This window comes from Paenibacillus baimaensis (assembly GCF_025567575.1).
Map to the genome: position 1 here is coordinate 362,263 of NZ_JAOQIO010000095.1, position 25,851 is coordinate 388,113.

Here is a 25,851-nt window from a genome sequence, read left to right on the forward strand (position 1 = left end):
CAAACAATACACGGCTGCATATATTTTTGAGGGGGGTTACTTAAACTGCCGAAGCCATCAATCGGATTTGGCAATCAAATATTGGTTCCAGGCCTCCAGCACGGTGTCACCGGTGAGAACCATCCGGTCTGCTTCGATGAAAGCAGCAGCCAATCTGACTCTAAGCTTATCCAGTAAAGCTCCCGGCTTGAACTGCATATCCAATTCAATCGGTCCGGCAATTGTATAGGGTGTCAGCCTCTTCGCTGCCGTGGCGCATTCCATCGCACCAGCTTTCAGCAGAGCTGCTGTCCGCGAAGGTGGATAGCAGGCGGCAGCAGTGTCGCCAAACGATTGCTTGACACTAACCGTAATCGTTCCCGGCAGCAGTGCCTCCGTTTCCTTTACACCCTCTGAATCCGCCGTAACCATAACGAGAGGCACACCTGCCTCGCCAGCCATTAATGCTTCCAATCCGATCTCGCCTACAACAACACCATTTACGCTCATTCTGATGATATCATGCTCATAGTTGTGATTGAGCAGCGCCCCCGGCATCGAAGCCTTCGCATGAAGGCCGAGAAGTATCATTCCATCGAAGCTGCCATCCAGATAGGCAAGGTTCTCGGGCCCGTAATGCGGCTTGCCGCATATTGCGGTAACCCTCGGGTCCAGCTGGAACAGATCGACATTCGTACCGTAAAAATGGATGTCATACAACCATACCTCATCCTCTTCGGCTTGCAAGAGTCCCTCCAGCACAGCTGCCAAATCATGCTTCAGCATTTGCAGGCCAAACCCATAGTCTTCGGCGCCAGGCACGACCTGCTTCATATTGACGACACCTGTCAAGCCTTCCATATCCACACGAATCATCCATTTCATCCGCTTAATCCTCCCTTTGTTCAATTCAGCCTTGATGCACCTCAAAGCGTCCTCCAGGCCTCGCGCAGCTTGGCAAGAAAAATATCCACGCTTTCCCGTTCATTTTTCCCAGGGTAAGGTCTCATTTCAAAAGTCACGGAAGGCCGATCCTCTCCACCCAGATAGCCGGATGCAAACAAGGCTTTTAGAAATTCGACCAGTTCAACTACATCATGCTCGCCATCCTCGTAGCCCCATGGTGGGTGCATGTCCCCATATAACGGATTGGCGGGATTGCTCATCACACAGCTGCCGAGATGTACGTGCCTGATATAGGATTGTGAATCCTTCACAGCCTGAGTGAAGGTTTCGTTCATCAAGGGGATGTGACCCATATCGATCAGCAGTCCGATGTTCCCATAGCCCTGAGCTCGAACCTGTCTTACAACCTCAGCCGCTTCACGAGTTGATCCGATCAGCAGATTTTTCCCGATGGAGCGATCAAACGGCTCAATAAGCAGCTCGATCTCGGGAACACGCGCACACAGTGCCGCTACGTATTCGACGAAATAAGCGGTTTGCTCGGCAATTAACGCTTCTCCCGGATTCGATCCACTCGCAATAACGGCCTTGCGTGCTCCGATATCTAGCCCTCTTCGCAAATGCTTGATTACCGCCTCTACGGTCTCCATTCGGATGGCCCGGTCAGGGCTGTTCGGATTCAGCCTCGGTCCGTTCATCAGTGGGCAGTTATACACAGGCTCTTTGCCGCTGGCATGTACCAACGGAATTTCTTCTTCTGCGGCTTCATCGGAATCGGGAATGAACATATCAATGACCTCGAACTCGGGATAAGCCAGCACCTCCCTGATCGTGCGCCGATGCTCGGCTGCCGACTCAAAGGTTACCGGAAACAGCAAATGATGATTTAAACCAAGTTTTATATATTTTTTCCATGGCTCCTCGTTCATACGGGATCTGCCTTCCTTTCTTCCTTGGATTATTGTGGCGTCAAGCCGAAACGGTAATTTCCAACTGCCTCAGAGGTCAGCAGATAGCGGTCATAGATACGTAACGATCCGATCAGACCCTCCCAACCCGCTCCTAGCAGAGCCTGACGACTTCCGTTGATATCCTGAATATGTGGTGAGAACCGCCCCCAGCCAAACTGCCGCTGCTTGCCGCCGTCCGCCAGCTCACCGTTGATCACAAACGTAATGATTTTGGGACCTCCGTCTACGTTCACCACAATATGCTGCCAGGCGTTGGATTGCAGCAGCCCTTCATCGGACTCCCAAGAAGATTCACTTCTGCCGTCATTCAACGTCAAACGAATCGTTCCCTGCTCAGTCATAGCTACGGCTATTCCTTTGCCACCCCGTCCCCTCGTATCCAACAGGCTTCCTGCTGCTCCACGGCTTCCGTGATAAATCCATAGATCAAGCGCAAATCCACCACCGGCTGCAAGGTTTGGCAGCTCTGGAAGCTCCACAAGCGCGTCTGTTCCTGTCGTTGCCGGCTTCACGATCTCGAAAACCAAGCCCCGCTCGGACCGCTCGTCATTGTCATGCTGGTTCCACATTGCCTCTAATAATGCGGCATCGACTTCATGGATACGTGCAATCGTTTTTTGCGTTTCGGAGATGAAATATTTGCCTTCTTGCTCAATAAAGTCGGGATAACTGATACGTGTCCGCGGTTCATCATCATATAACACGATTTCCGGCTGCGACCAATGAATGTACCCATCCTTTTCGATTCCACCGCACATCCAGACAGGATTACGATCCTGATAAGCAAGCGATGGGGTTGCCCGATTGTCCGTACCATGATTGTGAAACCAGAGCGTGTACTTGCCATTGCTATACCTGCGCACAAAATTAGCTGCTCGCGGATGCTTGATCTTCCGGCCCCCCGGATTATATTGGGCATAATCAGGACTTGTCCACGTATGACCTCCATCACGGCTGTAGGCCTGACCATTATGACCCTCAACCGTACGATACGTGCAGTACAAGCTGCCATCACTCAGTCCGACCAGATTATGCTCATCCGCTACTTTACCCAAGGGCGCCTTAATCCCCTGATCTCCGTCAGGAAGCGTTTCCCATTCAATTCGTTCGGGAGACGACTCCGTTAAAATATTGCTGCTTTTCACAAAAATCCCCTCTGAAGATGCCATAAATCCATCACCAAAGCTGCCCACCTTGGCCAACCCCATATATACCGAATCCTCATGAATGATCGGCTTGCCTACTCCCCAGAAAAACTGCACCTTGCCCTCATAAGGGTTATCACGGTCTATCTGCATATTCCGAATCGGAACCTGATACCGATCCTTCGACCACGAACGTCCGCCGTCATCGGAATATTTGAACATCAGGTCACCTAATGTGTCTACGCGGGATATGTGGGAACCACTATCCGAAATAACCTCGCTCCTGTTGCTGCTATTATACGTATAGAACGCGTAAATCCGTCCACTCGGTACAATAAGCGGCATGACCCAGGAAGCCTCGGGACCATCGGCCGGTTCGATATCGGTAAGCTCTGACCAAGTCTGACCCTGGTCCTTACTGATAGCAGAGACCACATGCTGTCCCCGCTCTCCCTCAACACCGGCTCCAGTCGTCATCACGCATACCCAATCTCCGCTTGCCGTGATCACGATATAGGGCTGATCACAATAATGCTCGCGGGGAATCTCAAGACCCCATTTAATATTCCGCACATCTTTCATTGGATTGTTAACATTTGCAGACATCTCAACCACCCTTTTCAGTCATTTTGCGTGCTCAAAAAACAGCTCTTTGAACAACCTTTACTATTGGTTCCGTTATATCATAGCGGATATCGCTCCAGGTTAAGATAGGTCTAACTTAAGGTTTAACCTGCCTGATTTAACTTGTTGGGTGAAATGTCTGCTTTGCCTTCTTTCCGACTTTAGGGTACACTGAACTAGGAAGGATGTGAGGTCCATGTTAAAAGAATTTCTCAATCAAAAGGTCACGATACTTTTCATTGATGGTGGAAGTATTGCCAATGGGACACTTATTGAGATGGATGAACGCTTTGTGAAGTATCAATCTCCCCATAGCATCAATATTATTCCGATCACTTCAATTAAAACGGTATCTCTCCAGACAGAAGAAAAACCCCATGCGACTGTACGAGGTTTTGTTTAAGCTTTGAAGCCACTTCGGTGGCTTATTTCATTTGATAAAGATCCCTCCGAACGGAATCACTTCTCTAAGTACCCGACGAATCAGACTGTCACCTTGCATATGCTCATCCAGCTGCTTGTCAGGCTTGCAGGGCTGCAGCAGTACGGAACCGGTACCCTTTAGCTCCCAATGATAATTCATATGCTGGCTGGCCAATGTATTTCCATATACACAGGGCTTAAGCTCAATATGCTGTGGGTAGGCAACCAGACAGTTCACATCGACAAACAACGGGTTATCCGGGTGAAGCTCCACCTGATAAAGCGGTCCTGACGTTAGCAATCCCAGGTTTCCCGGTCCTTGAAACCTCATTTTCACCAAATCACGTGTCATGATCGCATTACGAATGGTTTGAATATGTGTGCGAAAGGTCATCCCCTCCATATAAAACAACACATGCTTGAATTCAAACAGCAGATCGTCATCCTCTTTAATAGCAACCATTCCCAGGCTATAGCCCTCGGGCAGACCCAGCATACAACGTGACGGACCACTGATCCGCGATTGAATGAATCTTTTTTTGCGGTACATATTGGACAGCTTCATAAAGGAATCCTCACGCAAGGAAGGCTGGCCTTGAAAAGCAACAATTTGATTGGGATGCATCACATGGACGGCTTCTCCCTTATCCATCGTAAGCACTGCCAGCCGGGTCCTTTGTTCAGCCTGCTCAAAAGAAATGTCCATTGTACCTCCCATAAATTACCATTTTCTATTTACGTAAGCTGCGCTTTTGCCGCTTCCAGACCGCTACACGTATTAACCGACCGGATACAAAATAACCTGCGATCAAAGCTACAGCTGTCGCTCCCATCCAGAACAGCTTACGGTTGCGCGCTTCCTTGTCCAGCTTGTCCTGTTCCGCTGACTGAATAGCTCTTTGCAAAGCTTCATTTTGCTCCAGCAGCTGTTTGTTCTGGGCCAGCAGCCTCTCTTCCATTTCTTTCGAGCGTGCTATCGTTTCGGTCAGTTTATCCTTCTGTTCGTCGAACTTTTTGACTTGCTCCTGAAGCTGCTGCTTCGTGGATTCGTATTCTTTCTCAATGATCTCCACCTGCTCTGGCAGCTTGTAAATATCCTTCACCCGATCAAAAAATCCGGCATGTACAGCAGATAGCGGTTGTACGAGCATCATGATCACAGCTGCAGCGAGCAGCACCCTTCCCACATTTCTCTTCATCGCTTCTCCACCTCCACCAGATCGACATCTATCTTCATTTTACTTCATATTTTGCGGGATGCAAATGGTAGACTATGTCCGTTGATGGATGCTAGATTGCGATGAACAAAAAAAAGACTGCTTATTTTACAAGCAGTCTCTGGAAATATTCGTCTTTACCCGTTCTAACTTTTAAATCGGGGCAGTTGTTTTCTTGCGATTCTATTGTCCAGCCCGCAACCTTGGTACCGCACACAACCGCTTCCTTAAGACTCATCCCCCGCACTAGTCCCATAATAGTTCCGGAAAAGAAAGCATCTCCAGCACCACTGGAATCGACAACCTTAACTGGGAAAACAGGCTGATGACCTTGCTCCTTGGTAACGGAGTCATAATACACTGAGCCATGCTCCCCCAAAGTGATAACCATCGAGCGCAGTCCAACAGCATCTACAAAAGGAACCAATTCCTGCAGCATTTCGTCTGGGTTAGTCGTACCTATACTCTTTTCAAAAAGCCGCTCAGCTTCCACTTCATTGCAGATAAAGCATTCCAGCTGCTTGAGCAAACCTCTGTTTTTAAGTACAACATCCAAGTTTCCGGGAATTCCGTAAACAGGCTTGTTTTGTTGTACAGCCATCGAAATGACTGAGCTGCTAATCTGTTCATTCAGGTCAAGCTCCAGAGCGATATGGGATGAGCGTTCCACAATTTCCTGTCTGGATTCGGCAAACACGCTTTCCAATGCTTGAAGATCTGGCATCTGCGAAATCGATCCGGCCAAATCCCCGTTCTCATCCAACACAGCGAGCCACATGCCCATACCTTGATTCGCCGGCTTCAAAAAGTCGGTATTCACTTGAACATCCTGAAGACGTTGTTTAATTTCGAGACCTAATCCGGAATGATCCAAAGTAGATACAAATGCCGTATTTAACTCCAGATTCGCAAGATTCTCGGCCACATTGCGGCCTACGCCACCATGTACAAACTGGATATTACCCAAGTTTCTTCCTTGCGGAATATAATTTTGTTTGGCAAAACCTTTACAATCCACGAATACGGTACCTATGACGGTTACAAAATTTTTCATATGCAGCTCCTTAACAGCTGTGATTGGCTTAGGAGTCTATTATATTATGATTTTGTAAAAGTGGCTATGAATTCTTTAAAGTTTGACAAATCGACCTACTTCTTTTTAAAGGTATAGCTTGGTGCGGATTTATCCTTTTGCAGCTTGTTGACTTCTTCAGTAACCTTATCGCCACCAGCCGCTTTCCATTTGGCTATAGTATCCTCGAAGGTTTTGTTCGCGTCCACAGCGGTATCCAATAAAACTTTACTGTAGCCCTCGGTAAGAATTTGCGTCTGCTGCACTGAGGTTTCCGTACGGTAAGGGAAATCCACATTCGGACGAAGATAGTCATACACACTGTTTTTCTCGTATTCATCTAGCTTCTTGATGATGTACTGGGCAATATCCTTGGAAACAAATTTCGTGTATTTTTCGGTATCGACGAACAGCCATTCCGGCTGCAGCAGCTCCAAACCTACATTGGTATTGTACTGCTTATCCTTCTTGTCGTCTGCAAAAGGGGTTTTAATGCCATTGACGATACTGTAGGTTTTACCTTCAGCCCCATATTGAATATAGTCAAAGCCATCTGTAATCTGGTATTCCAGGTAGCGCAGTGCCGCCTCCGGGTTTTTGGACTTGGCTGAGATTTGGTTCGTTCGTGAAATCGGTATGGCAGGCATCGCCAGCCCCCATTTCTTTCCGTTATGCTCGATTGGATCAAGAATTTCCGCTTTCATGTTGGGAAGCACAGCAAGCTGCCTATAGTCACCGAGACCTGTTAAGAGCACACCCACCTGCCCTGATTTAAATTTGTCAAAGCCGATCGTTTTGCCGACCAGAAAATCCTGATCCAGCAGCCCCTCCTGTCTTAAATCTCGAATAAACTTCAATGTATCCAGCACGCCCGGCTGGGTAATGCCATTGACTAATTTATTGTTATCCTTCGGATCAGGAGACCAGCCTGGATTGACACCGAACAACGGCAGCAGCGCATACACGTTCAACAGCTGATTGTCTTTAAATGCGAGTGGAATCGTGTCCTGCTTGCCATTGCCGTCAGGATCCTTATCGCGGAACGCTTTAAGTACGTCTACAAGCTCTGTTAAAGTTTTGGGTTCCTTCAAGCCCAATTTGTCGAGCCAATCTTTACGGATGACAATCCCTGTACCCCCACGGTCCCGCAGCCAAGGTACTCCATAGATTTTGCCATCTGCGGGATTTTTGAGCATGTTCCATATGGAATCGCTGAAGGAAGCCTTCAGCTTCGGAAATTTGGGCAGTAAATCATCGAGGGATCTGAACGCACCCTGAGCGATGAGCGCATTGTGCTCGGTATCACCTGGAGAAAACGTGTTGACGATATCCGGGATATCCCCTCCAGCGAGCTTGACGTTAATCGCGGTCTTGTACTCCGTGCTCGGTGGAGTCTCATAAGTAACCTCGACATTGGCTCCCTTCTCAACCAGCTTCTCCAGCTCGGAATCGGGGTAATAAATGTGTCCCGGATACAATGGCTTGATAACTGAAATTTTGGCTGGTGCTGTGCTTGCTGGTGCTGCAGTCGGTGACCCGGCAGGTGTATTAGCCGCTGAGCCAGTAGGGGCCTTCGTTTCTTGTGCCGTACAGCCGTACAGTAATGAGGATGCGACCACTCCGGTCATAATTACAGGTAATGATTTACGAATCAATGGTAGGACCTCCCTTTTCATTTGCTTGCGTTTACTGACGATTACACGATTAATGGTAGCTTCCTAAATGGTATTTGATAATAAGACTACTTTAATGTTTCACCCTGCTCTGTTAAGTTTCACCCTTTCACAGCACCCATCACGATACCTTTCACAAAATGTCTTTGTAAAAATGGATACACCAGCACGATCGGCAAGGTAGCAAAAATAATCGCGGCCGCTTGCACATTGGCAGGCTCGACCTTCATTTGCTCCGTATCCGCTCCAGCCAAATTCGTAAAGTTGCCGTCGAACACAATGACCTTCAACAGTACCTGCAAGGGCCATTTACGTGAATCCGTAATATAAAAGACGCCTTTAAAAAACTCATTCCAATGCGCAACTCCATAAAATAAGCCAATCGTAGCGATTGCTGGCAGCGACAGAGGGATTAATATTTTCCAAATGAAAGTAAACTCATTGCAGCCATCCATCTTGGAAGATTCTTCGATCTCCTCAGGTAAATCCATAAAAAAATTACGCATCAGGATCAGGTTGAACGCACTGACAAGACCCGGAATGATCATCGCCCATATGCTGTTCAGCAGCCCCAGGTTTTTGATATTGAGATAACCCGGGATAATCCCGGCATTAAAATTCATGACAACAATAATCAGAATCATAAAGATCTTCAACCCCGGCAAATTCCGTTTGGAAAGTGCAAATGCCGCCGTAATCGTAAATACCAGATTCAAAAATGTCCCCACTACCGTAATCGTAACCGTTATCAGGAACGCTCTGACCAGTGCCGGTGTTGAAAAAATATATTGATACGCGCTGAGCGTAATATCTTTCGGAACCAGCATAATGCTCGATTGATGAATAGCTATGGGGTCACTGAAAGAAACCGAGAACACATGCACGACTGGCAGCAGCGTGACGATACAGAACAAAACAAGTACAGCGTGAATCAATACGTCCGTGAGTACATTGCGCTCACTTTTGACCATGGGAAACCTCCTTTTTATTAAGTCTTCTTGCAGTGTCTTGTTCTTACCAGATCGAACGTTGATCGAATCTCCGCAGCAGCCAATTTGCGCTTACAATTAGAACAAAGCCAATGACACCCTTGAATAAACCGACTGCTGTTGCAACACTGAACTGGCCTTTTTCCAGACCCATCCGATACACATACGTATCGATAATATCGCCTACCTCGTATACGGTCGGATTCATCAGCACGAAGATTTGCTCAAAGCCGGCATCCAGCAAATGGCTTAAATTAATAATTAGCATCAGCGATATCGTCGGCAGTATGCCGGGCAGCGTGACATGCAGCATCTGATGGAACTTGCCCGCTCCATCGACCTTGGCCGAATGGTACAGCTCGGGATTGACACCCGCCAGTGCCGCCAGGTAAATAATCGCACTCCAGCCAAAATCCTTTAAAATACCGGTAACGACCAAAATCGGCCTAAAAAACTGCTGATCCACCAAAAAATTGACCGGAGCCATGCCGAAAGCCTTCAACATGGCATTAATGACCCCCGATGGTGTCAAAAAGGTAACGACAATCCCACCGAATACCACCCAGGATAAAAAATGCGGAAAGTACGTAATCGTCTGTACCGAGCGCTTGAATACAACCGAACGCACCTCATTTAATAACAAGGCAAACAGGATCGGAACCGGAAAGCCAAAACCGAGCTTGTACAGGCTGATTAACAGCGTGTTTCTCAGCAGCCGATAAAAATCCGGGTTCTCCATCAACCGTTCAAAATGCCTTAGCCCTACCCAAGGGCTATCAGCAATTCCGACAAACGGTGAGAAATTTTTGAAAGCGATTGTCAACCCGTAGTAGGGCACAATACTGAACAGAAAAAAATAAGCAATCGACGGCAGCAGCAGTACATACAGCCATTTGTATGCTTTGATTCTGTGCCACTTCGTGTGTTTTGCGGCTGATTGCCTCTGCCAGGGCAAGGCCGCCTGCTGTTTGGACATGGATTCCCTCCTAAAATTTTTGCGAAGCAAAACTGACTTCGTAAGCATTTGACGAGTTTTCGCCAGAAAACTAACTTCGTAAGCATCATTCCGCTCTTCATTTATCTTACCGAATAGAAAAGAATTAAAGGATAGGGTTGAGTTAATATTTAACAGGGGTATGTTATTGCGAAGGGTTGAGACCATAATAAAAAACCGAAGCCGCTTAGTCCCATCAAAGGGATACTAGCTGCTCCGGGTTATTAAAACTACTTGAAAATTATGCGATTTTGGGGAAATCATAAAGTACAGCACCGCTTTTGGAAACACGAAGATTAACAAAGTTACGCTTAACCAATAAATCGAGCACCTGCTCAGATTCCTCCAATGAAAGATCCGTATTCATGGAAACCTCGGGAATCGTCAGTGTGCCTCCCTTTGCGTGAGCCAGTTCCAACAGCTGAGTCACTAAAGCAGCTACCAAAGTTTTTTGTTTCGATTTGACGTTTCTAAACCTTTCATACAAAAAGACAGATATAACACCAAGGGGCACGCACATTATAGCTAACCTGAGTAGAAAAGTGAAAATTAATACAGCAATTTCATCCCCAGCAGAATGTATAGTGCTGGACAAATACAATACAGACATGTGTAGGCTCCTTTCTCTTGTATACCCATTAACTAAATCTATCATCCAATAAATCATCGAGAGACTTGGCTGTTACCTTCTCGTATTCAGTAAGAATACCTTGGAAATGGTAAATTCGTGCACCTTTATTCTCTTTGATTTCAGCAAATCCTCTAGATGTAAAAGACTCCAATGCTCTTTCGGATAATTCTAAAGAGAGCTTTGCATGGTAGGCGGTTTCAACAACGCTCAACGTGCCCCCACGGGCAGCTGCCAGAGCCAGAATCTTTTTTTCAATCACTTGTCCTACCGTTTGTTCGGCAAGCTTTTTCGTGCTTGGTCTTGTAGTAGACTCTTGGATGTATCCATTGCTCTTTTTTAACTTGGCTGTCTTGGATATCAAATAAATTATAGCTATGACCAGCAACAAATTCAGTATTAACCCACTGATCAATGCAAGATTTACCATCGTTTCGGAAGATATAACCTCTACGGTTGCCGCCTTTAATGGTTGAACTGACATTGTATAGCCCCCACTCATTTTGCTGACAGTTTGGATAACAACCTGAATCACTTAATGCTTGTCTTCCAGCAATTCATCCAGCGTTTTGTCAGCTTTCTTTTCCTGATCGGTCAATATGCCCCTGAAGTGATACAGCACCGTTCCGTTCTGTGCAATTTTAATATTCGCATGGCTATGTTTAACCATATATTCCAACGCTTCCTGTGCTGCCTCCAAAGTCAAATCCGTATGTAAACTAACATCAACAACCGTAAGAACACCCTTATTTGTATAGGCCAGCTTCAGCAGATTTTTTTCCAACTCCCTCCGGACAGCAGATGGATCTTTCTTGGAAGGTTTCCTATTTGATTGATAAAAGTCAGTCTTGGATTTGATATAGGCAAAAAGTTTAAAATCGGTGAGTATCATAATCCCCGAGTACAAAGGAGCCACTACCACGAGAAAAAAGACCAGGATCGTAAACTTAGGGGAAGTGACCATATGATACTCATACGTATTCCTGTAAACAAATATTTCTATGATTCCAAAGATGACCAGGGCGCTACCGCCCAAAAATCGCTTCACACTCATTGACTTCCATCCAGCCCCCTATTCAGCCCTAATGGGGCTCATTACCTATTATCCATAATATAGGACGTTTGTCTATGCCTAATGCACGATTCGAAAACACAATTCGACACCCTTGCAACACAAAAAGGACCTCTCGACAGAGGCCCTTATGGACTGTGAAAACTTAAGAATCCTTATATCCGACAGACAGACGCTCTTCCGTATTCACAATTACCTGCTCACCACGTAGAGCGGGCGGCAGCCAGCTGTCAGCAGACTTGCTGATCTTGTAGAACGATTCCGGCTGCGGGATATCCGGCCAGGTCGCGCCTGCACCGTTAAATTGCGGCAGCCATGGAGCCAGCGCGTCAAACATCTCATCGCACATATCCCATACCTGCTGTGTCGTACATTGCGCAGCGGTTAGAGGATCATGCAAAATGGCCAGCTTCACCAGCTCACGGTTTCCGGTAAGCGCGGCTTCGACTGCCATCTCCTGAACGCTAATGCTCGTACGGCATGTTGCCGCACACTGCAAGGGCAGATCACCTACCCAGGCAACGTTAATGCCATTGCGATCCACATAACAAGGGATTTCAATCGTAGAACCATCGGGCAGGTTGGTGATAAAACCTCTGTTCTCAATATTGAAATGGCCACGGTAGGTTTTGCCTGTCTCCAGTGCCTCGATAATATAGGAGCCATGCTCGTCGGAACGCTCCCCAAGCTTGATATATTCAGCTTCACCGCTCATCCATTTGGGATACATCTCGAGATATTCATCACGCTTGGAAATACAGTGGTTTAAATAACCTGCGGTTCTGCCGCCGATCCATTCGCCTTTATAAATCCATTTGTCTATCTCTTCCTTGTTCTTGCGGTACCATGGCAAATATTCGCTTAGATGTCCATTGGATTCCGTTGAATAATAACCGAAGCGCTTCAGTACATCAATCCGACAAGGCTCACGCTCGGACAGCTCGGGATGCTTCTCAAATGCCTCCAGTAAATAAGGCGTCATATCTCTTCCTTCATGCGTAACCTGAATGTACCAGGTTTGATGGTTGATGCCCGCACATATAAAATCAACCTCCTCACGCGGCAGTCCAAGCGCTCTGGCGATTTGCTTATGACCACCCTGCACACCATGACACAAGCCCACAACGTTAATGCCGCCTGCACGCCGCAGCGCCCATGTGTTCATCGCCATCGGATTCGAGTAGTTCAGCAGCAGCGCATTGGGCGCGGTTTCACGCATATCCTTGGCAATCCCGAGCAGCACCGGTATCGTCCGTAGGGCAAAGAACACACCGCCCGGTCCGAGCGTATCACCGACACATTGATCGACGCCATATTTGAGTGGAATCTCTACATCATGATGAAACGCTTCCAAACCACCGACACGAGCCATACAAATGACGTAATCTGCACCTGCTATGGCTTCTCTTTGATTCGTCGTTTCCACAATCGTTGCAGCGAGGCTATTCTTTCCGATTAAGTTACGGCACAGGTCTGAGACCATCCGCAGATTGTCTGCGTTAATATCCATCAGCCGAAACTCGGTATCCCTGAACTTCTCTACAGATAAAATATCCATCATTAATCTACGTGTAAAGCCAACACTTCCAGCACCAATCATTGCTACCTTCAACATGGTTACATCCTCCTGATTCCTCATCAATCTAATAAATTGCTTCCATTATCTAAAATAAAGTATTATAGAAACAATGACAATGGTAATAAACTGCTTTCCATAGGTAATATATTGCTGTATTGAGTTATGATTTCAGATCGATGAAAAGAGGAGACTTCTGACTTGTCTAATAAATCCAATGAACCGTTTCGGCACAGCTATGGCTTTCGATTTCGGGAAACACCAGCTTATGAGATCGCGCAGCTGCACGGGGTCGGATGGGAACGTACAGTCAGCACGGACTACAACTGGGATGGGCTCAATCGCGGCGAAGAGGGGGCTTTTTTATTCCAATATACGTTGTCTGGCTATGGCATGATGCATATAGAGGGTCAATCCTGCCTGCTCACTCCCGAAAAAGCATTTCTGGTATGGATTCCAAGCCAGCATCGTTACTATTTCCCCCCGGAAAGTGATCACTGGGAGTATATGTTTATTATGATGCGGGGTGAGCGGCTTCGTCCCATCGTCGATGAGTTGATTTCCAAGCTCGGACATGTGTCCGACTTTTCCATAGATAGCCCTCCAATCCGGGCATTGAAAATGATATTCGAGAAAGCCAGACAGCGGCAAATTACAGATGGTTACCTAAACGCTCTATTTGCGTATCAATTTATTACTGAGCTTCACCGCAGCACGACCTTTGAAAAATCCATATCCGAGATCCCCGAAGCGATTCAAAAAACCGTACATTTCATTGAGCTGCACTACGAGCAGCCCCTCAATCTGGACGAGATGGCCGAAAATGCGGGACTCTCCAAGTACCATTTTCTCAGACAATTCACGCGCTTTATCGGACTGACGCCGCTGGAATATTTAAACAAGCTGCGCATCGAAAAGGCAGCCGAGCTGCTGCGAACGACCGAACAAACCCTGGACGAGGTTGCAGGTTCCGTCGGGTTTGCAGGGGGTAACTATTTCTCCAAGGTATTTCGGCATTGGGTAGGCATGTCACCAGGTAAATACCGTAACGAGCATGGCCTGGCTACAGACAATCTGTTTTTAAGATGAGGTGATGGTCAGCTCAGATGCATTCGTATACACTACCGTTTGATTACGTCCGTTATGCTTGGCTTGGTACAGCGCATCATCGGCGTTTTTAAATAATCTTTGTATGCTCAATACTTCGTTCGGATAGGACGCGATGCCAAGCGACAATGTAATTCTTTTCCCTGTCGGACAGTCCATACCTTCAATACAGGTTCGAATACGCTCAGCCAGCAAATAAGCCTGTTCTTCCGTGACATCCGGCAGCAGCATGGTGAATTCCTCACCGCCATACCGGCAGCAATAATCTTGCTCCCGCTTCTCGGACAACATGATGTCCGCTGTGAACTGGAGTACCTGATCCCCCACCTGATGACCGTATGTATCGTTGACCAATTTGAAATGATCCAGGTCCAGCATGATCACACAGAAGCTTCTCGACTGCGCCTGCCACAGCCCAAGAATGGCATCCATAGTCCTTCTATTGGTCAGCCCTGTCAGTGGATCGGTTTGCGCTTCAAAAGAAAGCTCCTCGGTTCTTTTGTTCATGATATGAAAAGCCTTGGCAATGGCTGTATACAGTTCATTAGCTTCATAATTCCAGTGATCGATTTGAGGAATTTCCTTGCTCCTGCCATCTGCGCTATTCAGACCGGAGGCAATAAACGCGAGCCTGCTCAGTGGTTGTGATAATTTATGTGACAGCCACAGCACCAAGGCAAGTACGATAATTAGAAAAGGTAACGAATACAAAGCCATCGATGTTATTAAACGTTTAGTGCTTTGATCTACATATTGCTTAGGGGTCTGGGCCACAATGCCCCAGCCTGTTTCAGGGACTGTAGAATAACCGACTAAATAACTCACACCCTTGGTATTGTTGACTTCGCCTTGACCGCCGCCTCCTGCTACTATTTTTTGTACGATAGGATTTGCGAGCACATTTTCCCCAATTCGTTCAGGGTCCGGATGATAGATGAGATTGCCTGCTGCATCGACGACATAATAATACGAACCGTTAGTGGCAGCCGATTGCTCTCCCAGTATTTTTTTAAGTGAATTGGGCTCTTGCAGGTAAATGGTACCGGAGATAAAGCCGTTGTAGCTTCCGTTCGTATCAAAAACAGGATGACTGACCAATATGATCAGTCGGTTCGTGACTGCCCTGTAAGGCTCTGACATTAAAGGTTTTTGCAATTCCAGCGCTTGTCTGGAAGCCTGTGATGTCAGCTTCTGTCCAATAATCTCCGAATTTCTTGGTGATATCGCACGTAACGACCCGGATTTATCTACCAACGCTACAGAATTAAACAAATTATCGGTGCTCATTAAAAAATCCAGCTGCTCTTGGGCTGCTTCATCCGAGCTGTGTTCTTTAGTAAAATATTGTGCGGATGCCATTACAGTTTGTTTCATCGATAAAATAATCGTTTGGGTTGTTCGGCTCAGCTCGTCAGACCGAATTCGATTTAATTCCTGCGTCGTGCTGTATAAGGACGTTTTCTCAGCCTGATAGCCTACGAACGAATTAATCAGCAGGGTCATGAGAACGGAAAACAGCACGACACTGGATATGATAAATGAGATTTTAAAACCTTTTTTACTTGGCTTCATACTAGTTCCCCCATGGTCTAATTTCATAATGCAAACATGTAATTACATCTGCAGTCACTCCTTTTTCTGAACATACATGCCTTGATGCTCCGACCATTCTACATACAAAACATCCTGTATTCGACTAAACCCGTTCTTCTTCAGCTCGTCAAGCAGCCAAGGTTTCGTGCGGCCGAGTCTTGCTAAGCGATCCGTTTGAATCCGTCCATTCTCGACAAGCACCATCGGAAGCGACATGGACTTTTCTGGAAGCTCTTGATCCGTCTTCGTGATGCTGTCCACCTCCGATTTTTTCAAAACCGAGATATTCCCGTTCGTTTCAAAAACAGCAAAAGCGACCTCGCGTACAGTAAATATATTTTGCTCCCGCAGCAGTGTATGTAATTGGTCAAAATCCAGATTGTTGCGCTTCATCGCCCGAAAATCGATTTTTCCCTGGTTAATAATAATATCGGCGCGGCCATTCAAATATTTGGACAATCCCGGTATAAACTGCACCAGCTTTTCCAGAAAAAGCGACATCGCCGCCCACAGCAGCAGCGCATAGAGCAGCTCACTTAGAGTAACGTCCTTGTCATAAAGCGTGTTGCCAACAATCTCGCTTAACATCAGAGAGGAGACAAAATCGAAGGCGGTCAGCTGTGAAATTTCTTTCTTGCCGAGCAGTTTTGTAATTAGCCACAGCCCAACCATGGCCGTAACCAGCTTAACCGTTATGTAATAGAAATTTTCCATCTGGAAACACCCTCTCTATGCATCTATACACATCTTACACCATCAGCAACACGGACGAAACCATCGGATGGCCATAGAGGGGTTCAAAAATATTTTATTATTGACAACATAAATGATAATGATTATCATTATTGATTATCTGATAACGTTTATCATTGTTGGTATTCGCTTAACATCAGTACGCAATTACATATAAAGGGAGCTGGGTATAGGAATGAGTAAAATTTTGATGGTCTTCACAAGCCTTACCGGAAATACACGGGATATGGCGGACGCCATTGCCGAGGGTATTAAATCCGAGCATGTAGAGCTGGATATAAAGGAAGTCATGTATGCATCAGGCGATGACCTGTTAAAATATGATGGTATCGCGCTGGGCGCCTACACTTGGGGAGACGGAGATTTGCCGGATGAGTTTCTCGATTTCTTTGATGAAATGTCGGAGGTGCAGCTGGATGGACAAAAAGCGATCGTGTTTGGCTCCTGCGATTCTTCTTATCCTGTATTTGGCGGGGCGGTCGATCAGCTCGTTGACAAGCTAAAGGAAATTGGTGCTGAGGTTGCAGAGGAAGGCTTGAAAATCGAAATGTCCCCCTCGCAAAGCGAGCTTAAACAATGCCAGGAATTCGGTGCCGCATTTGCTAAACGTTTAGTTGGTATCAAGCAGTAATCGACTGGAACCATCACGGTGCGTATCAATACCCATCGGAACCGTCTATGAGCTGCTATGCGTCCTCGTGAACCCGCCTGTCTCCGCAAGTTACCTTTAACAACATCAGGTCGGCGGGATCACGGGACCGCTATTCTACAAGTGTGACCTACTTGCGCAAACACACTTTAAGTGACAATAACCGTAATTCCTTTGTCGCGTAACTTATCGATTTCGGTCGCTGGTGTTTTCCCGTCCGTAATAACGGTATGGATCTGCTCCACAGTACAAATCCGAAAAAAAGCAACTTGATTGAATTTCGTATGATCGACCGCAACCACTACCTTTTGTGCATTCTCCATTACTTTTTTGACAACTCGGGCTTCTTCAATACTGGGAGTTGTCAAACCCTGTTCCAGGCTGAAGCCATTCACTCCGATAAAGGCCGTCTCGACATAAATGCCCTCCAACGACCTTTCCGCCATTTCTCCAACCAAAGCCAACGTATTCGGGCGAATATTGCCCCCTGTCAAAAATACACTCACCCCTGCCGCATGCATCAGCTCTGTCGCTATATTGACCGCATTCGTGACGATATTCAATCGTTGACGTTCCATAAGCAGCCGTGCCGTATGGCTTAATGTCGTTCCTGTCATGATCGCTACGGTCATTCCATCTGTAATGAGAGAAGCTGCAGCTTGAGCTATGGCTTGTTTTTCATCAATCCATTGATCCTCCTTCTCGGCAAAAGAAGGCTCGTACAGCAGCCGCTCTAGAAGGATCGCGCCGCCATGGCTTCTGGATAACAAGCCCGCCCGCTCCAGCCGCTCCAGATCCTTTCTCACGGTGACCTCCGATACCTTAAGCAGCGCGCTTAGCTGGGAGACCTCGGCGCTCTTGTTAGTTTTTAAATAATCCATGATCCGTTGATGCCGCTCTAGGCTTAACAATTTACGTGAATCTGCATGGGAAGCGTTAGTAGGGTCCTCACTCACACAGGCTCACTTCCCAAGGTCAGCAGTATTTTTCCTTTAACGGCACCTGGCTGCTTGTACAGCTCAAAGGCATCGTTGATTTGCTCCAGAGGCAATATTTTATCGATCATGTCCAGGAAATTGAATCTTTGCTTACTCAAAAAATGTGCCGTAAGCTCCCACTCATTCCCGGGAAACGGCGCACTGTAGGACATCCAGGAACCGGTTAAAATAAATTCCTTTCGGTTCATCAGCTCAAACAGCTTGTAATCAAAGGTAAGCTCCTTGGTTGGGGTACCTACAAAGCAGACCTTTGCCTTATTCGCCGCCAGCTCAAAGCTAAGACGCATCGTCACATCCGATCCCGCTGTCTCCATCACGATACCGAAACCTTTGGCACCTACAATAGAAGTCGCCTGTTCCTTGAAGTCCTCACTGCGCGTATCGATCACATAATCCGCACCCAGCTTGCGGGCAAGCTCCAGACGATCATGATTGATATCGAATACTGTAACCGTTCGCGCTCCAAGCACCTTGGCCCACTGCAGGGTTAATAAGCCAATCGTGCCTCCGCCCAGAATGGCCACGTCCTCGCCGCCTTGAAAGCTGATATGACGCAGCGCATGAAGGGCAACAGCCGATGGCTCAAAGAAAGCCGCTTCCGCATAGCTGACCGTATCATCAATCCGAACCGCATTGATCTCAGGAATAATGACGTACTCGGCCCAGCTGCCGTTCACCCGTGATCCCACGAAGGAATAATATTGGCATTGGGCAAAATCCCCTTTGAAGCAATCCACACATTGATGACACGGAACCAACGGCGCTCCGGCAATCCGATCCCCGACACCGATCCGTGTTACACCTGTGCCGACCTTGGCAACGATCCCGGCGAATTCATGCCCGAGTACAATCGGATAATGATGCGCTTTGGTTCCCAGGACCCGGGGCACGTCGGAGCCGCAAATCCCTGTGGCCATTACTTTAACCAGAATTTCATGCGCCTGCGGCTCGGGAATGGCTATATCTTCAACACGAATATCATCTTGTCCATATAATACTGCTGCTTTCATGCGTCAAGACCTCGCTTTCATTTGTGGAAACCAATCCTTCAAGCTTGCATAAGCCGATAGGTACAGCTCGTAACCCTTTGTATACAGCTCCGTGTGTGCAGGATCAGGAGCATAAGCTCTTTGGAAACGGACCGTCCTTCGAACAGCCTCGGCAAAGTCCTTATACATGCCTGTTCCAACCCCTGCCAGCATTGCGGCTCCGAGGGTGGTTGCCGTATCGGATGCTGCGATCCGCAGGGTTTTGCCTGTAATATCTGCTTTAATCTGTGACCATAGCTGACTATTCGCCGCACCGCCCATGCTATACAGCTCACCTACACCTACGCCGCCATCGGCTGCCGTAATCAAATTGTGCTGCAGCGAATACGCACAGCCCTCCATAATAGCACGAGCCATATGACCACGCGTCGTTGCATAGGAAAGTCCCAGAAAAACACCCTTGGCATCGATATCCCAAATCGGGGAGCGCTCGCCTGCCATATAGGGCAAGAAAATAAGTCCATCACTGCCTTCGCTAATTTGTGCCGCTTCCTCATTGATCTCTCTGAAGGGTTCGAACACAGACTGGGCTGCAATGCTGCCATTCTGCTCCGCTTCTGCAGCGTCTTGTAGCTTATCAGCTATAACGCCCTTTCCGAACAGCTCGCGTTGGAACCAGTTCAGACTCCCGCCACCGACCGTACCGCCCTGAAGCAGCCATTTACCTGAAACGACATGGAAGCCCAGGATCAGCTTGTCATTCATGATAGGCTGGCTCATTACAATACTCATTCCACCGGCCTGACCGCCCTGCTCCTGAGTTTCACCATCATGAATCGCACCAACCCCCAATGTGCCGCAGGCCGCATCCAAGCCTCCAGCAACAACCGGAGTCCCGATGAGCAGCCCGCTGCTCGCAGCCGCCTCCTCATTAACCGTCCCGACGATATCACTGCATCCGTACAGCTCAGGCAGCAACCCCGGATCGATTCCCAGTTCACGACACAACTCTATGTCCCAGGTTCCCGTTTGCATATCAAATGCATGAATACCATAACCCTGTGAAAGGTCGTGTGAAACAATCCCGGTCAGCTTGAACACGATAAAGCTGTTGCACTGCAGCACTTTATGTGTCCTTGCGTACAGCTCAGGCTCATGCTCCTTCATCCAGAGGATTTTACCAGTCGTATAAGAGGGTGACAGCGGGTTGCCGGAAACTGCAAAAATTCGTTCCTCCCCTACGGAATGCTTCATCTGCTCACACTGACTGACTGCACGCCGGTCCATCCAGATCATACTGTTACGCAGCACCTGTCCAGTCACATCCACCGGAATCATCGACCAGCTTTGTCCGTCCACGCCGATACCTTTAACTTCATGCGGGTGGATAGCGGTTTGGGCAAACATTCGCTGCGTCCCGCGGCATACCGCCGCCCACCAATCGAGCGGATTCTGTTCCACACAATCCTTCGCCGGATATAACGTTTCATATTTTTCGGTGCATTGAAAGGCAACCTCCCCATCCGGTGTAAACGCAGCTATTTTACAGCCGGAGGTTCCAATATCGATACCAAGCAGATACTCGTTATGCATAAGGCAGTATCCCTTCCTTCTTTCTATAGCATTAAGCGCGGCCTGCACTGCCGCAAAGATTGATTTTATCTATTGCCATACGCTTGACCGCTTCCTTGGCAGGTACCATATATTGACGTGGGTCCAGCTCCTCCGGATGCTCAGCAAAAAATTGCTGAATGGCCAAAGAAAATGCATTTTTCAATTCGGTCGCTACATTCATCTTGGCCATCCCCAATGCTACACATCGTCTGACCTGATCAGCAGGAATCCCGGAGCCGCCATGCAGAACAAGAGGTACAGCCACTCGACTGGCGATTTGTTCAATACGCTTGAAATCTATATTTGGCTCCCCCTTGTAAATGCCATGTGCCGTACCGATGGCAGGAGCCAGTGTAGGAACACCGGTCAGCGCCAGGAATTGCTCACACTCCTCGGGAACCGCCAGCATCGCATCGGCATCACTCACAACAATATCGTCCTCAACACCGCCGATTTTGCCCAATTCCGCTTCCACATTTACCCCCCGTCGGCTTGCATAGGCCACGACTTCCTTCGTCCGCTCGACATTGTCCTCGAATTGCAGCTTGGAGGCATCGATCATGACAGAGGTATATCCAGCTTCTATACACTGTTGAATCAGCGTCAAATCCTGACAATGATCAAGATGAAGTGCAATCGGTACCGATGCCCGACGTGCCGCTACTTGAGCGGCAGCTACAATATAGTCCATCCCCAAATGCTTTACGGTACCGACCGTGGTTTGAATAATAACCGGCGCCCTGCAGCTCTCGGCCGCTTCCACGACAGCCTGCAGCATTTCCAGCGTATGTACGTTAAAGGCGACGATTCCGTATCCTTGTGCTCTTGCTTCCACTAATAGCGGTGTAGATGAAACCAACCCTCGACTCATCATAAAAACCTCTTTCGATTTAAAGTGTATTATTATTTCGTTTTGTTATTTATAGTTACGTTTTGCTTCGTTTAAAAATAATCATACTTACTTTCGCGGGTAACGTCAATCCCTGTTCGCTGACTCCCTAGTTCGTCAGAAATATTTTTCCCTGATTGCCTCCACCACTCTCTGCAGCTCTAACTGCTTCATGTATCGCTGTCAGATCGTAAAGCGATTGTGGTTGCATCAGACTTAATCCCTGATCCTGAATGAGGGATATCAGCTGGTTAAAGGTTTCATGCCAGGCTTGAACAGATACGCGCTGATTCCAATGACGCAAATGAAGCATTTTAACATGGACTTGAGCCTTGTTTGTGATCTCCGCCCAATTTACAGATGTTCCTGATAGAAGACCTATGGTTAATAATGAGCCATGAGGACGTACGCAATAAGCTAATTCTGTACTAGGTAATCCCCCTACCGAATCAATTGCAGCATCGGCGCCCCGTCCATTCGTCAATTCCATCACTGTTGGATGCAACGGCATTTCTGTTGTAGGGATAACATGGGAAGCACCCAATCGAAGCAATTCTTGCGTATAGCTATGATTTCTCGTCACTGCAATCAATCGAAAACCTAAAATTTTAGATAATTGGGCAAAGATGCGCCCCATCGAAGAGCCGCAAGCATTGACGAGTACAACATCTTCTGGCTGCAAATTCAAGATTTCCGTACAAGCAAGCCAAGCGGTTATCGGATTTATATATAATTGAGCAGCTATGTAATCTTCTATACAATCAGGTAACGGAACTACCCATTGTGCCGGCGCTTTAACAAATTGCTGCCAGGTGCCTTCCCCGCGTAAAGGCAATATACGTTTACCTATCAGCGCTTGAGAAACCGAAGGACCTACATCCTCCACAATGCCTATACCTTCATATCCAGGAATACACGGAAGTGAAATACGATGGGAATAGGCTCCTGTAATCGGGATCAGATCGGATGGGTTGATGGGTCGAACCCTCATTCGCACAAGAACTTCTCCACGATCCGGTCTCTCCACTTTCTTATTCTCAATTTTTAAAACATGCTGCGGATTTCCGAACTCATACCATCTAATACATTTGTTTTCCACGATCATAGTCCTCCTGTCCTGTTAAATCATATCACAAACGGACAATCCGCCAACAATTCAAAAAGCCCTTTCACCTGCCTCCATTCATGGAAGACAGCCAAAAGGGCACATTGTCAGCATCATTTTTTCAATACTACTATACTCTTGTCAAATACTTGATAATCTCCCCTAATCGATCCACTACGATATCCGGTGCGGTATGATCCAGCGGAATTGGCTGATGCCGGGCCAGTCCCTGCCGTACCCATATCGCCTGCATACCCACACGCTTTGCAGGAATGACATCATTATCGATTCGATCACCAATCATTACTGCATGCTCAGCCTTGCATTGCGCTTCTGTAAGGGCTCGTTCATACAAGCGTACATCCGGCTTCGATAACCCTTCCTCTGCGGAGGAGCAGACAACCGAAAGATATTTCAGCATCCCATACTGCTCCAGTCTCGCGGCCGTGCCTGCACTCTGATTGGCGATAATTCCAAGCTTGTAATGCCGGCTCAGCTGCTCCAGAATCCCGACAGCGTCCGGGAAAGGTTCGTCCCAATCCTTGCGATAAGCCATACCCTTGCGTATCTCCAGACGATCCTCCTCGGACGGAACGAACTGCTCCATGACCTGCCGCATCGGAAACGTACTGAACAACCCATGATAATGTATGAGCGACTGTTCCACGATATGCGGCTCAATCTCATAACCGAGTCTCGCAGCGTTATCGACAAATTGCCTGATGCTCTCACGAATCGGCTTCGATTCGTCCACCAACGTTTCGCCTACATCAAAGAAAATCCAGCTGATTGCACGATTGTCCCACTTAGCCGCTTTCATTAATTCAACTTCGAAATCCGGTCAACCTCGGCCAACTCCTCAGCCGTAAGTGGATCACCGATAAACTGCAACGCATCCTTGATTTGCTCCGGCCTCGATACTCCAAGAATAGCGGAGGAAACATGTGGGTTGCTCAGCACCCATGCCAAAGCGAATTGCGCCAGTGTCCAGCCGCGGTTGGACGCCAGAGGCTTGAGCGATTCGATAATGTGGTAATTGCGTTCCACACCGAGCAGGGTATGTATTCTTCTTTCTCCGGCTGCGGCTCTCGAGCCCTCAGGTGGCGCTTCCCCCTGCTTGTATTTCCCTGACAGCAGTCCACGACCCAATGGGCTGTACACTACAACACCGACCTGCTCGGAGGCAACGAAAGGAATCAGCTCTTCCTCAATGCCTCGCGTAATAATACTGTACTCAGGCTGAACACTTTCAAAACGGTGGAGATGGTTCAGGGCACTGATCCCATGGGCCTTGGCAATTTGCCATGCAGCAAAGTTAGAGCAGCCAGTATATCTTACCTTGCCCGATTTCACCAAATCATCGAGAGCGCTCAGCGTTTCCTCAAGCGGCGTCTCCGGATCAAAGCGATGTACCTGATACAAATCAATATAGTCGGTTTGAAGTCGCTTCAGGCTTGCATCCACCGCTCGGAATATATGATAGCGGCTTTGTCCTGAATCATTAGGGCCTATCCCTACTTTGCCATGTACCTTGGTCGCCAGAATGATCTGATTTCGTCTGCCCTTCAGCACTCTGCCCAGTATATACTCCGACTCTCCGGACTCCAGAGGATTATCACGATCCATACCTTTTCCATATACGTCAGCTGTGTCAATCAATGTAATTCCTGCATCCAGCGCGGCATCCAGAACCTGCTGGGACTGCGCTTCATCAATCCAACGCCCAAATGCCATCGTACCCAGACTTACCTCGGAAACTTTCAAACCGGTTCTTCCCAATTTTCTATGCTTCATTTGCTTGAACACTCGCTTTCTATAATAGGATATGAAAAAGAGACACACCATGGCATGTTGGCCTCCGGCTGTCCGGCAGAACCTAAATTAATTATTTATCCATATTGGTTTACTATGATATCATGCTAGCAAAGTGTCTTTTCACTGTCAACCCAAAGGTAAAAACTGCAGAGAAGCCTGTATAGCCTGCTCCAACTGGGGCGTCGTTCCCTTAAATGGATGAACAGCTCCGAATGTATGGTTTCCACCAGCAATAGTGACTACGGAATGCTTGGCATCCCCCGCACGCATCTGTTGAAAGTCTTCCATCAGACGGGGTGAATCCTGATCCCCCTGAATCTGCTGTACGGGGATGGTGAGACCCGCTAATTGTTTCACAATGTCAAACCGTTCCTTGTTGTCCATCAGGTCCTCATAAAATACAGCCTTGATCGGCATTTCCTGCTTGGTGCGTACATTGGCCACGTAGGCGATCCCGTACTCCTCCAGCTGCTTTTTGAAAGTGTCGTCAAACAGATCCGTGAATCCGATTCCGTTCCATGTTAATACAGATTTAACCTGCGGATGCTCAGCAGCAAATATAATGGCGGTTCCTCCACCTTTACTGTGCCCCCACAAATGAATACTTTCCTTGTCCGCAGCATCAGCAAGTGGAAGCTTATTAGCAAGCAGCGCCTGAAGAATGACCTCCAGATCCTGCTGCTCTCTGGAAAACGTATTCACGGCGAAACGCTCCAGCTCATCAAAATCCGTTTCATTCACCCCGTTGCAGGAAAAATTAAAAGTGATTACATAATAGCCCTGCTCTGCAAAACGTGTGGCGATATATGGGAAAAACCCCCACTCCTTAAAGCTTTTAAAACCATGACAGATCAGCAGCACGGGACTTGGGCCAGATCGGTCCGGTACAACTCTGACTTCTCCGCGGATAAACAGTTTCTCTCCTGAGTCCAAGTGTCCTGCTTCCAAGGTAAATGCTTCCTGAATCGTAGAAGTTTCGCTCAAATCACTCACTCCTTAGCCTTCGAATTGTCTTCTTATATCTATTGTACAGCTTTACTCTCTTGTATGCACGATTCATTGAAGACGTT

General features: G+C 47.5%; 26 protein-coding genes. 3 read left to right on the forward strand and 23 right to left on the reverse strand.

The features are described 5' to 3' along the window. Positions 1-57 precede the first annotated feature (57 nt). Genes OB236_RS27950 through OB236_RS27960 form a run of 3 tightly spaced genes read right to left on the reverse strand, consistent with a single transcriptional unit; the run spans position 58 to position 3,607 of the window. The gene (locus OB236_RS27950; protein WP_262686856.1) at positions 58-864 is read right to left on the reverse strand and encodes a M55 family metallopeptidase; all 807 of its coding nucleotides are present in this window, start codon (positions 862-864) and stop codon (positions 58-60) included. A gap of 41 nt (positions 865-905) precedes the next feature. Next, positions 906-1,814: a sugar phosphate isomerase/epimerase family protein gene (locus OB236_RS27955; RefSeq protein ID WP_262686857.1), complete on the reverse strand. Its 909-nt coding sequence runs from the start codon at positions 1,812-1,814 to the stop codon at positions 906-908. 29 nt (positions 1,815-1,843) lie between these two features. Continuing rightward, positions 1,844-3,607 carry a sialidase family protein gene (locus tag OB236_RS27960; RefSeq protein WP_262686858.1) on the reverse strand — a complete coding sequence of 588 codons (1,764 nt, stop codon included), beginning with the start codon at positions 3,605-3,607 and terminating at the stop codon, positions 1,844-1,846. 214 nt (positions 3,608-3,821) lie between these two features. On the opposite strand from OB236_RS27960, the gene OB236_RS27965 reads away from it, so the two are divergent. Next, a complete protein-coding gene (locus OB236_RS27965; protein WP_076227957.1) occupies positions 3,822-4,028 on the forward strand; it encodes a hypothetical protein in 207 nt (68 codons plus the stop codon). 27 nt (positions 4,029-4,055) lie between these two features. Here OB236_RS27965 and OB236_RS27970 read toward each other — a convergent pair whose 3' ends face one another. The 10 genes from OB236_RS27970 to melA all read right to left on the reverse strand — a co-directional run bounded on the left by OB236_RS27970 (position 4,056) and on the right by melA (position 13,308). After that, positions 4,056-4,754 carry an AIM24 family protein gene (locus OB236_RS27970; RefSeq protein WP_240414034.1) on the reverse strand — a complete coding sequence of 233 codons (699 nt, stop codon included), beginning with the start codon at positions 4,752-4,754 and terminating at the stop codon, positions 4,056-4,058. A gap of 25 nt (positions 4,755-4,779) precedes the next feature. Beyond that, on the reverse strand, positions 4,780-5,247 hold the full coding sequence (locus OB236_RS27975; RefSeq protein WP_076227961.1) for a DUF3450 domain-containing protein: 468 nt from the start codon (positions 5,245-5,247) through the stop codon (positions 4,780-4,782). Positions 5,248-5,368: 121 nt separating this feature from the next. Continuing rightward, the gene (locus OB236_RS27980) at positions 5,369-6,319 is read right to left on the reverse strand and encodes a carbohydrate kinase family protein (protein ID WP_262686859.1); all 951 of its coding nucleotides are present in this window, start codon (positions 6,317-6,319) and stop codon (positions 5,369-5,371) included. 95 nt (positions 6,320-6,414) lie between these two features. After that, positions 6,415-7,992, reverse strand: coding sequence for an extracellular solute-binding protein (locus OB236_RS27985; protein ID WP_262686860.1), 1,578 nt, complete (start codon positions 7,990-7,992; stop codon positions 6,415-6,417). A 119-nt stretch (positions 7,993-8,111) separates the two neighbouring features. After that, the gene (locus OB236_RS27990; RefSeq protein ID WP_262686861.1) at positions 8,112-8,981 is read right to left on the reverse strand and encodes a carbohydrate ABC transporter permease; all 870 of its coding nucleotides are present in this window, start codon (positions 8,979-8,981) and stop codon (positions 8,112-8,114) included. 43 nt (positions 8,982-9,024) lie between these two features. After that, the gene (locus OB236_RS27995) at positions 9,025-9,975 is read right to left on the reverse strand and encodes an ABC transporter permease (RefSeq protein ID WP_262686862.1); all 951 of its coding nucleotides are present in this window, start codon (positions 9,973-9,975) and stop codon (positions 9,025-9,027) included. Between the two features lie 259 nt (positions 9,976-10,234). Continuing rightward, positions 10,235-10,603 carry a hypothetical protein gene (locus OB236_RS28000; RefSeq protein WP_262686863.1) on the reverse strand — a complete coding sequence of 123 codons (369 nt, stop codon included), beginning with the start codon at positions 10,601-10,603 and terminating at the stop codon, positions 10,235-10,237. 28 nt (positions 10,604-10,631) lie between these two features. Beyond that, positions 10,632-11,105, reverse strand: coding sequence for a hypothetical protein (locus tag OB236_RS28005; RefSeq protein ID WP_262686864.1), 474 nt, complete (start codon positions 11,103-11,105; stop codon positions 10,632-10,634). 51 nt (positions 11,106-11,156) lie between these two features. After that, entirely contained in the window at positions 11,157-11,675 is a 519-nt protein-coding gene (locus OB236_RS28010; protein WP_262686865.1) for a hypothetical protein, read from the reverse strand. Between the two features lie 163 nt (positions 11,676-11,838). Next, entirely contained in the window at positions 11,839-13,308 is a 1,470-nt protein-coding gene (melA, locus tag OB236_RS28015; protein ID WP_262686866.1) for an alpha-glucosidase/alpha-galactosidase, read from the reverse strand. Positions 13,309-13,470: 162 nt separating this feature from the next. Here melA and OB236_RS28020 point away from each other — a divergent pair, with 162 nt between their 5' ends. Further along, positions 13,471-14,358: an AraC family transcriptional regulator gene (locus OB236_RS28020; RefSeq protein WP_262686867.1), complete on the forward strand. Its 888-nt coding sequence runs from the start codon at positions 13,471-13,473 to the stop codon at positions 14,356-14,358. On the opposite strand, the gene OB236_RS28025 is transcribed toward OB236_RS28020, so the two are convergent. Both OB236_RS28025 and OB236_RS28030 read right to left on the reverse strand, forming a co-directional pair. Continuing rightward, the gene (locus tag OB236_RS28025) at positions 14,350-15,948 is read right to left on the reverse strand and encodes a sensor domain-containing diguanylate cyclase (RefSeq protein WP_262686868.1); all 1,599 of its coding nucleotides are present in this window, start codon (positions 15,946-15,948) and stop codon (positions 14,350-14,352) included. The two genes, OB236_RS28020 and OB236_RS28025, sit on opposite strands and share 9 nt — an antisense overlap. 54 nt (positions 15,949-16,002) lie before the next feature. Further along, entirely contained in the window at positions 16,003-16,683 is a 681-nt protein-coding gene (locus OB236_RS28030) for a DUF421 domain-containing protein (RefSeq protein ID WP_262686869.1), read from the reverse strand. A 214-nt stretch (positions 16,684-16,897) separates the two neighbouring features. On the opposite strand from OB236_RS28030, the gene OB236_RS28035 reads away from it, so the two are divergent. Next, complete coding sequence (locus OB236_RS28035; RefSeq protein WP_262686870.1) at positions 16,898-17,353, forward strand: flavodoxin; 456 nt, start codon at positions 16,898-16,900, stop codon at positions 17,351-17,353. 167 nt (positions 17,354-17,520) lie between these two features. Here the strand turns inward: OB236_RS28035 and OB236_RS28040 are convergent, their stop codons facing one another. The 8 genes from OB236_RS28040 to OB236_RS28075 all read right to left on the reverse strand — a co-directional run bounded on the left by OB236_RS28040 (position 17,521) and on the right by OB236_RS28075 (position 25,765). After that, on the reverse strand, positions 17,521-18,327 hold the full coding sequence (locus tag OB236_RS28040) for a DeoR/GlpR family DNA-binding transcription regulator (protein ID WP_262686871.1): 807 nt from the start codon (positions 18,325-18,327) through the stop codon (positions 17,521-17,523). Then, positions 18,324-19,379, reverse strand: coding sequence for a galactitol-1-phosphate 5-dehydrogenase (locus OB236_RS28045; protein ID WP_262686872.1), 1,056 nt, complete (start codon positions 19,377-19,379; stop codon positions 18,324-18,326). Before OB236_RS28045 ends, OB236_RS28040 begins: the two co-directional genes overlap by 4 nt. Positions 19,380-19,382: 3 nt before the next feature. Further along, positions 19,383-20,951: a xylulokinase gene (locus tag OB236_RS28050; protein WP_262686873.1), complete on the reverse strand. Its 1,569-nt coding sequence runs from the start codon at positions 20,949-20,951 to the stop codon at positions 19,383-19,385. 31 nt (positions 20,952-20,982) lie between these two features. Next, complete coding sequence (locus OB236_RS28055) at positions 20,983-21,843, reverse strand: class II fructose-bisphosphate aldolase (protein ID WP_262686874.1); 861 nt, start codon at positions 21,841-21,843, stop codon at positions 20,983-20,985. Between the two features lie 127 nt (positions 21,844-21,970). Beyond that, positions 21,971-22,960, reverse strand: coding sequence for a zinc-dependent alcohol dehydrogenase family protein (locus OB236_RS28060; protein WP_262686875.1), 990 nt, complete (start codon positions 22,958-22,960; stop codon positions 21,971-21,973). Positions 22,961-23,096: 136 nt separating this feature from the next. After that, complete coding sequence (locus tag OB236_RS28065) at positions 23,097-23,786, reverse strand: HAD family hydrolase (protein ID WP_262686876.1); 690 nt, start codon at positions 23,784-23,786, stop codon at positions 23,097-23,099. Further along, positions 23,786-24,760: an aldo/keto reductase gene (locus tag OB236_RS28070; protein ID WP_262686877.1), complete on the reverse strand. Its 975-nt coding sequence runs from the start codon at positions 24,758-24,760 to the stop codon at positions 23,786-23,788. Before OB236_RS28070 ends, OB236_RS28065 begins: the two co-directional genes overlap by 1 nt. 147 nt (positions 24,761-24,907) lie before the next feature. Continuing rightward, positions 24,908-25,765 (reverse strand): alpha/beta hydrolase, encoded by an 858-nt coding sequence (locus OB236_RS28075; protein WP_262686878.1) that lies wholly within the window; start codon positions 25,763-25,765, stop codon positions 24,908-24,910. Positions 25,766-25,851 lie beyond the last annotated feature (86 nt).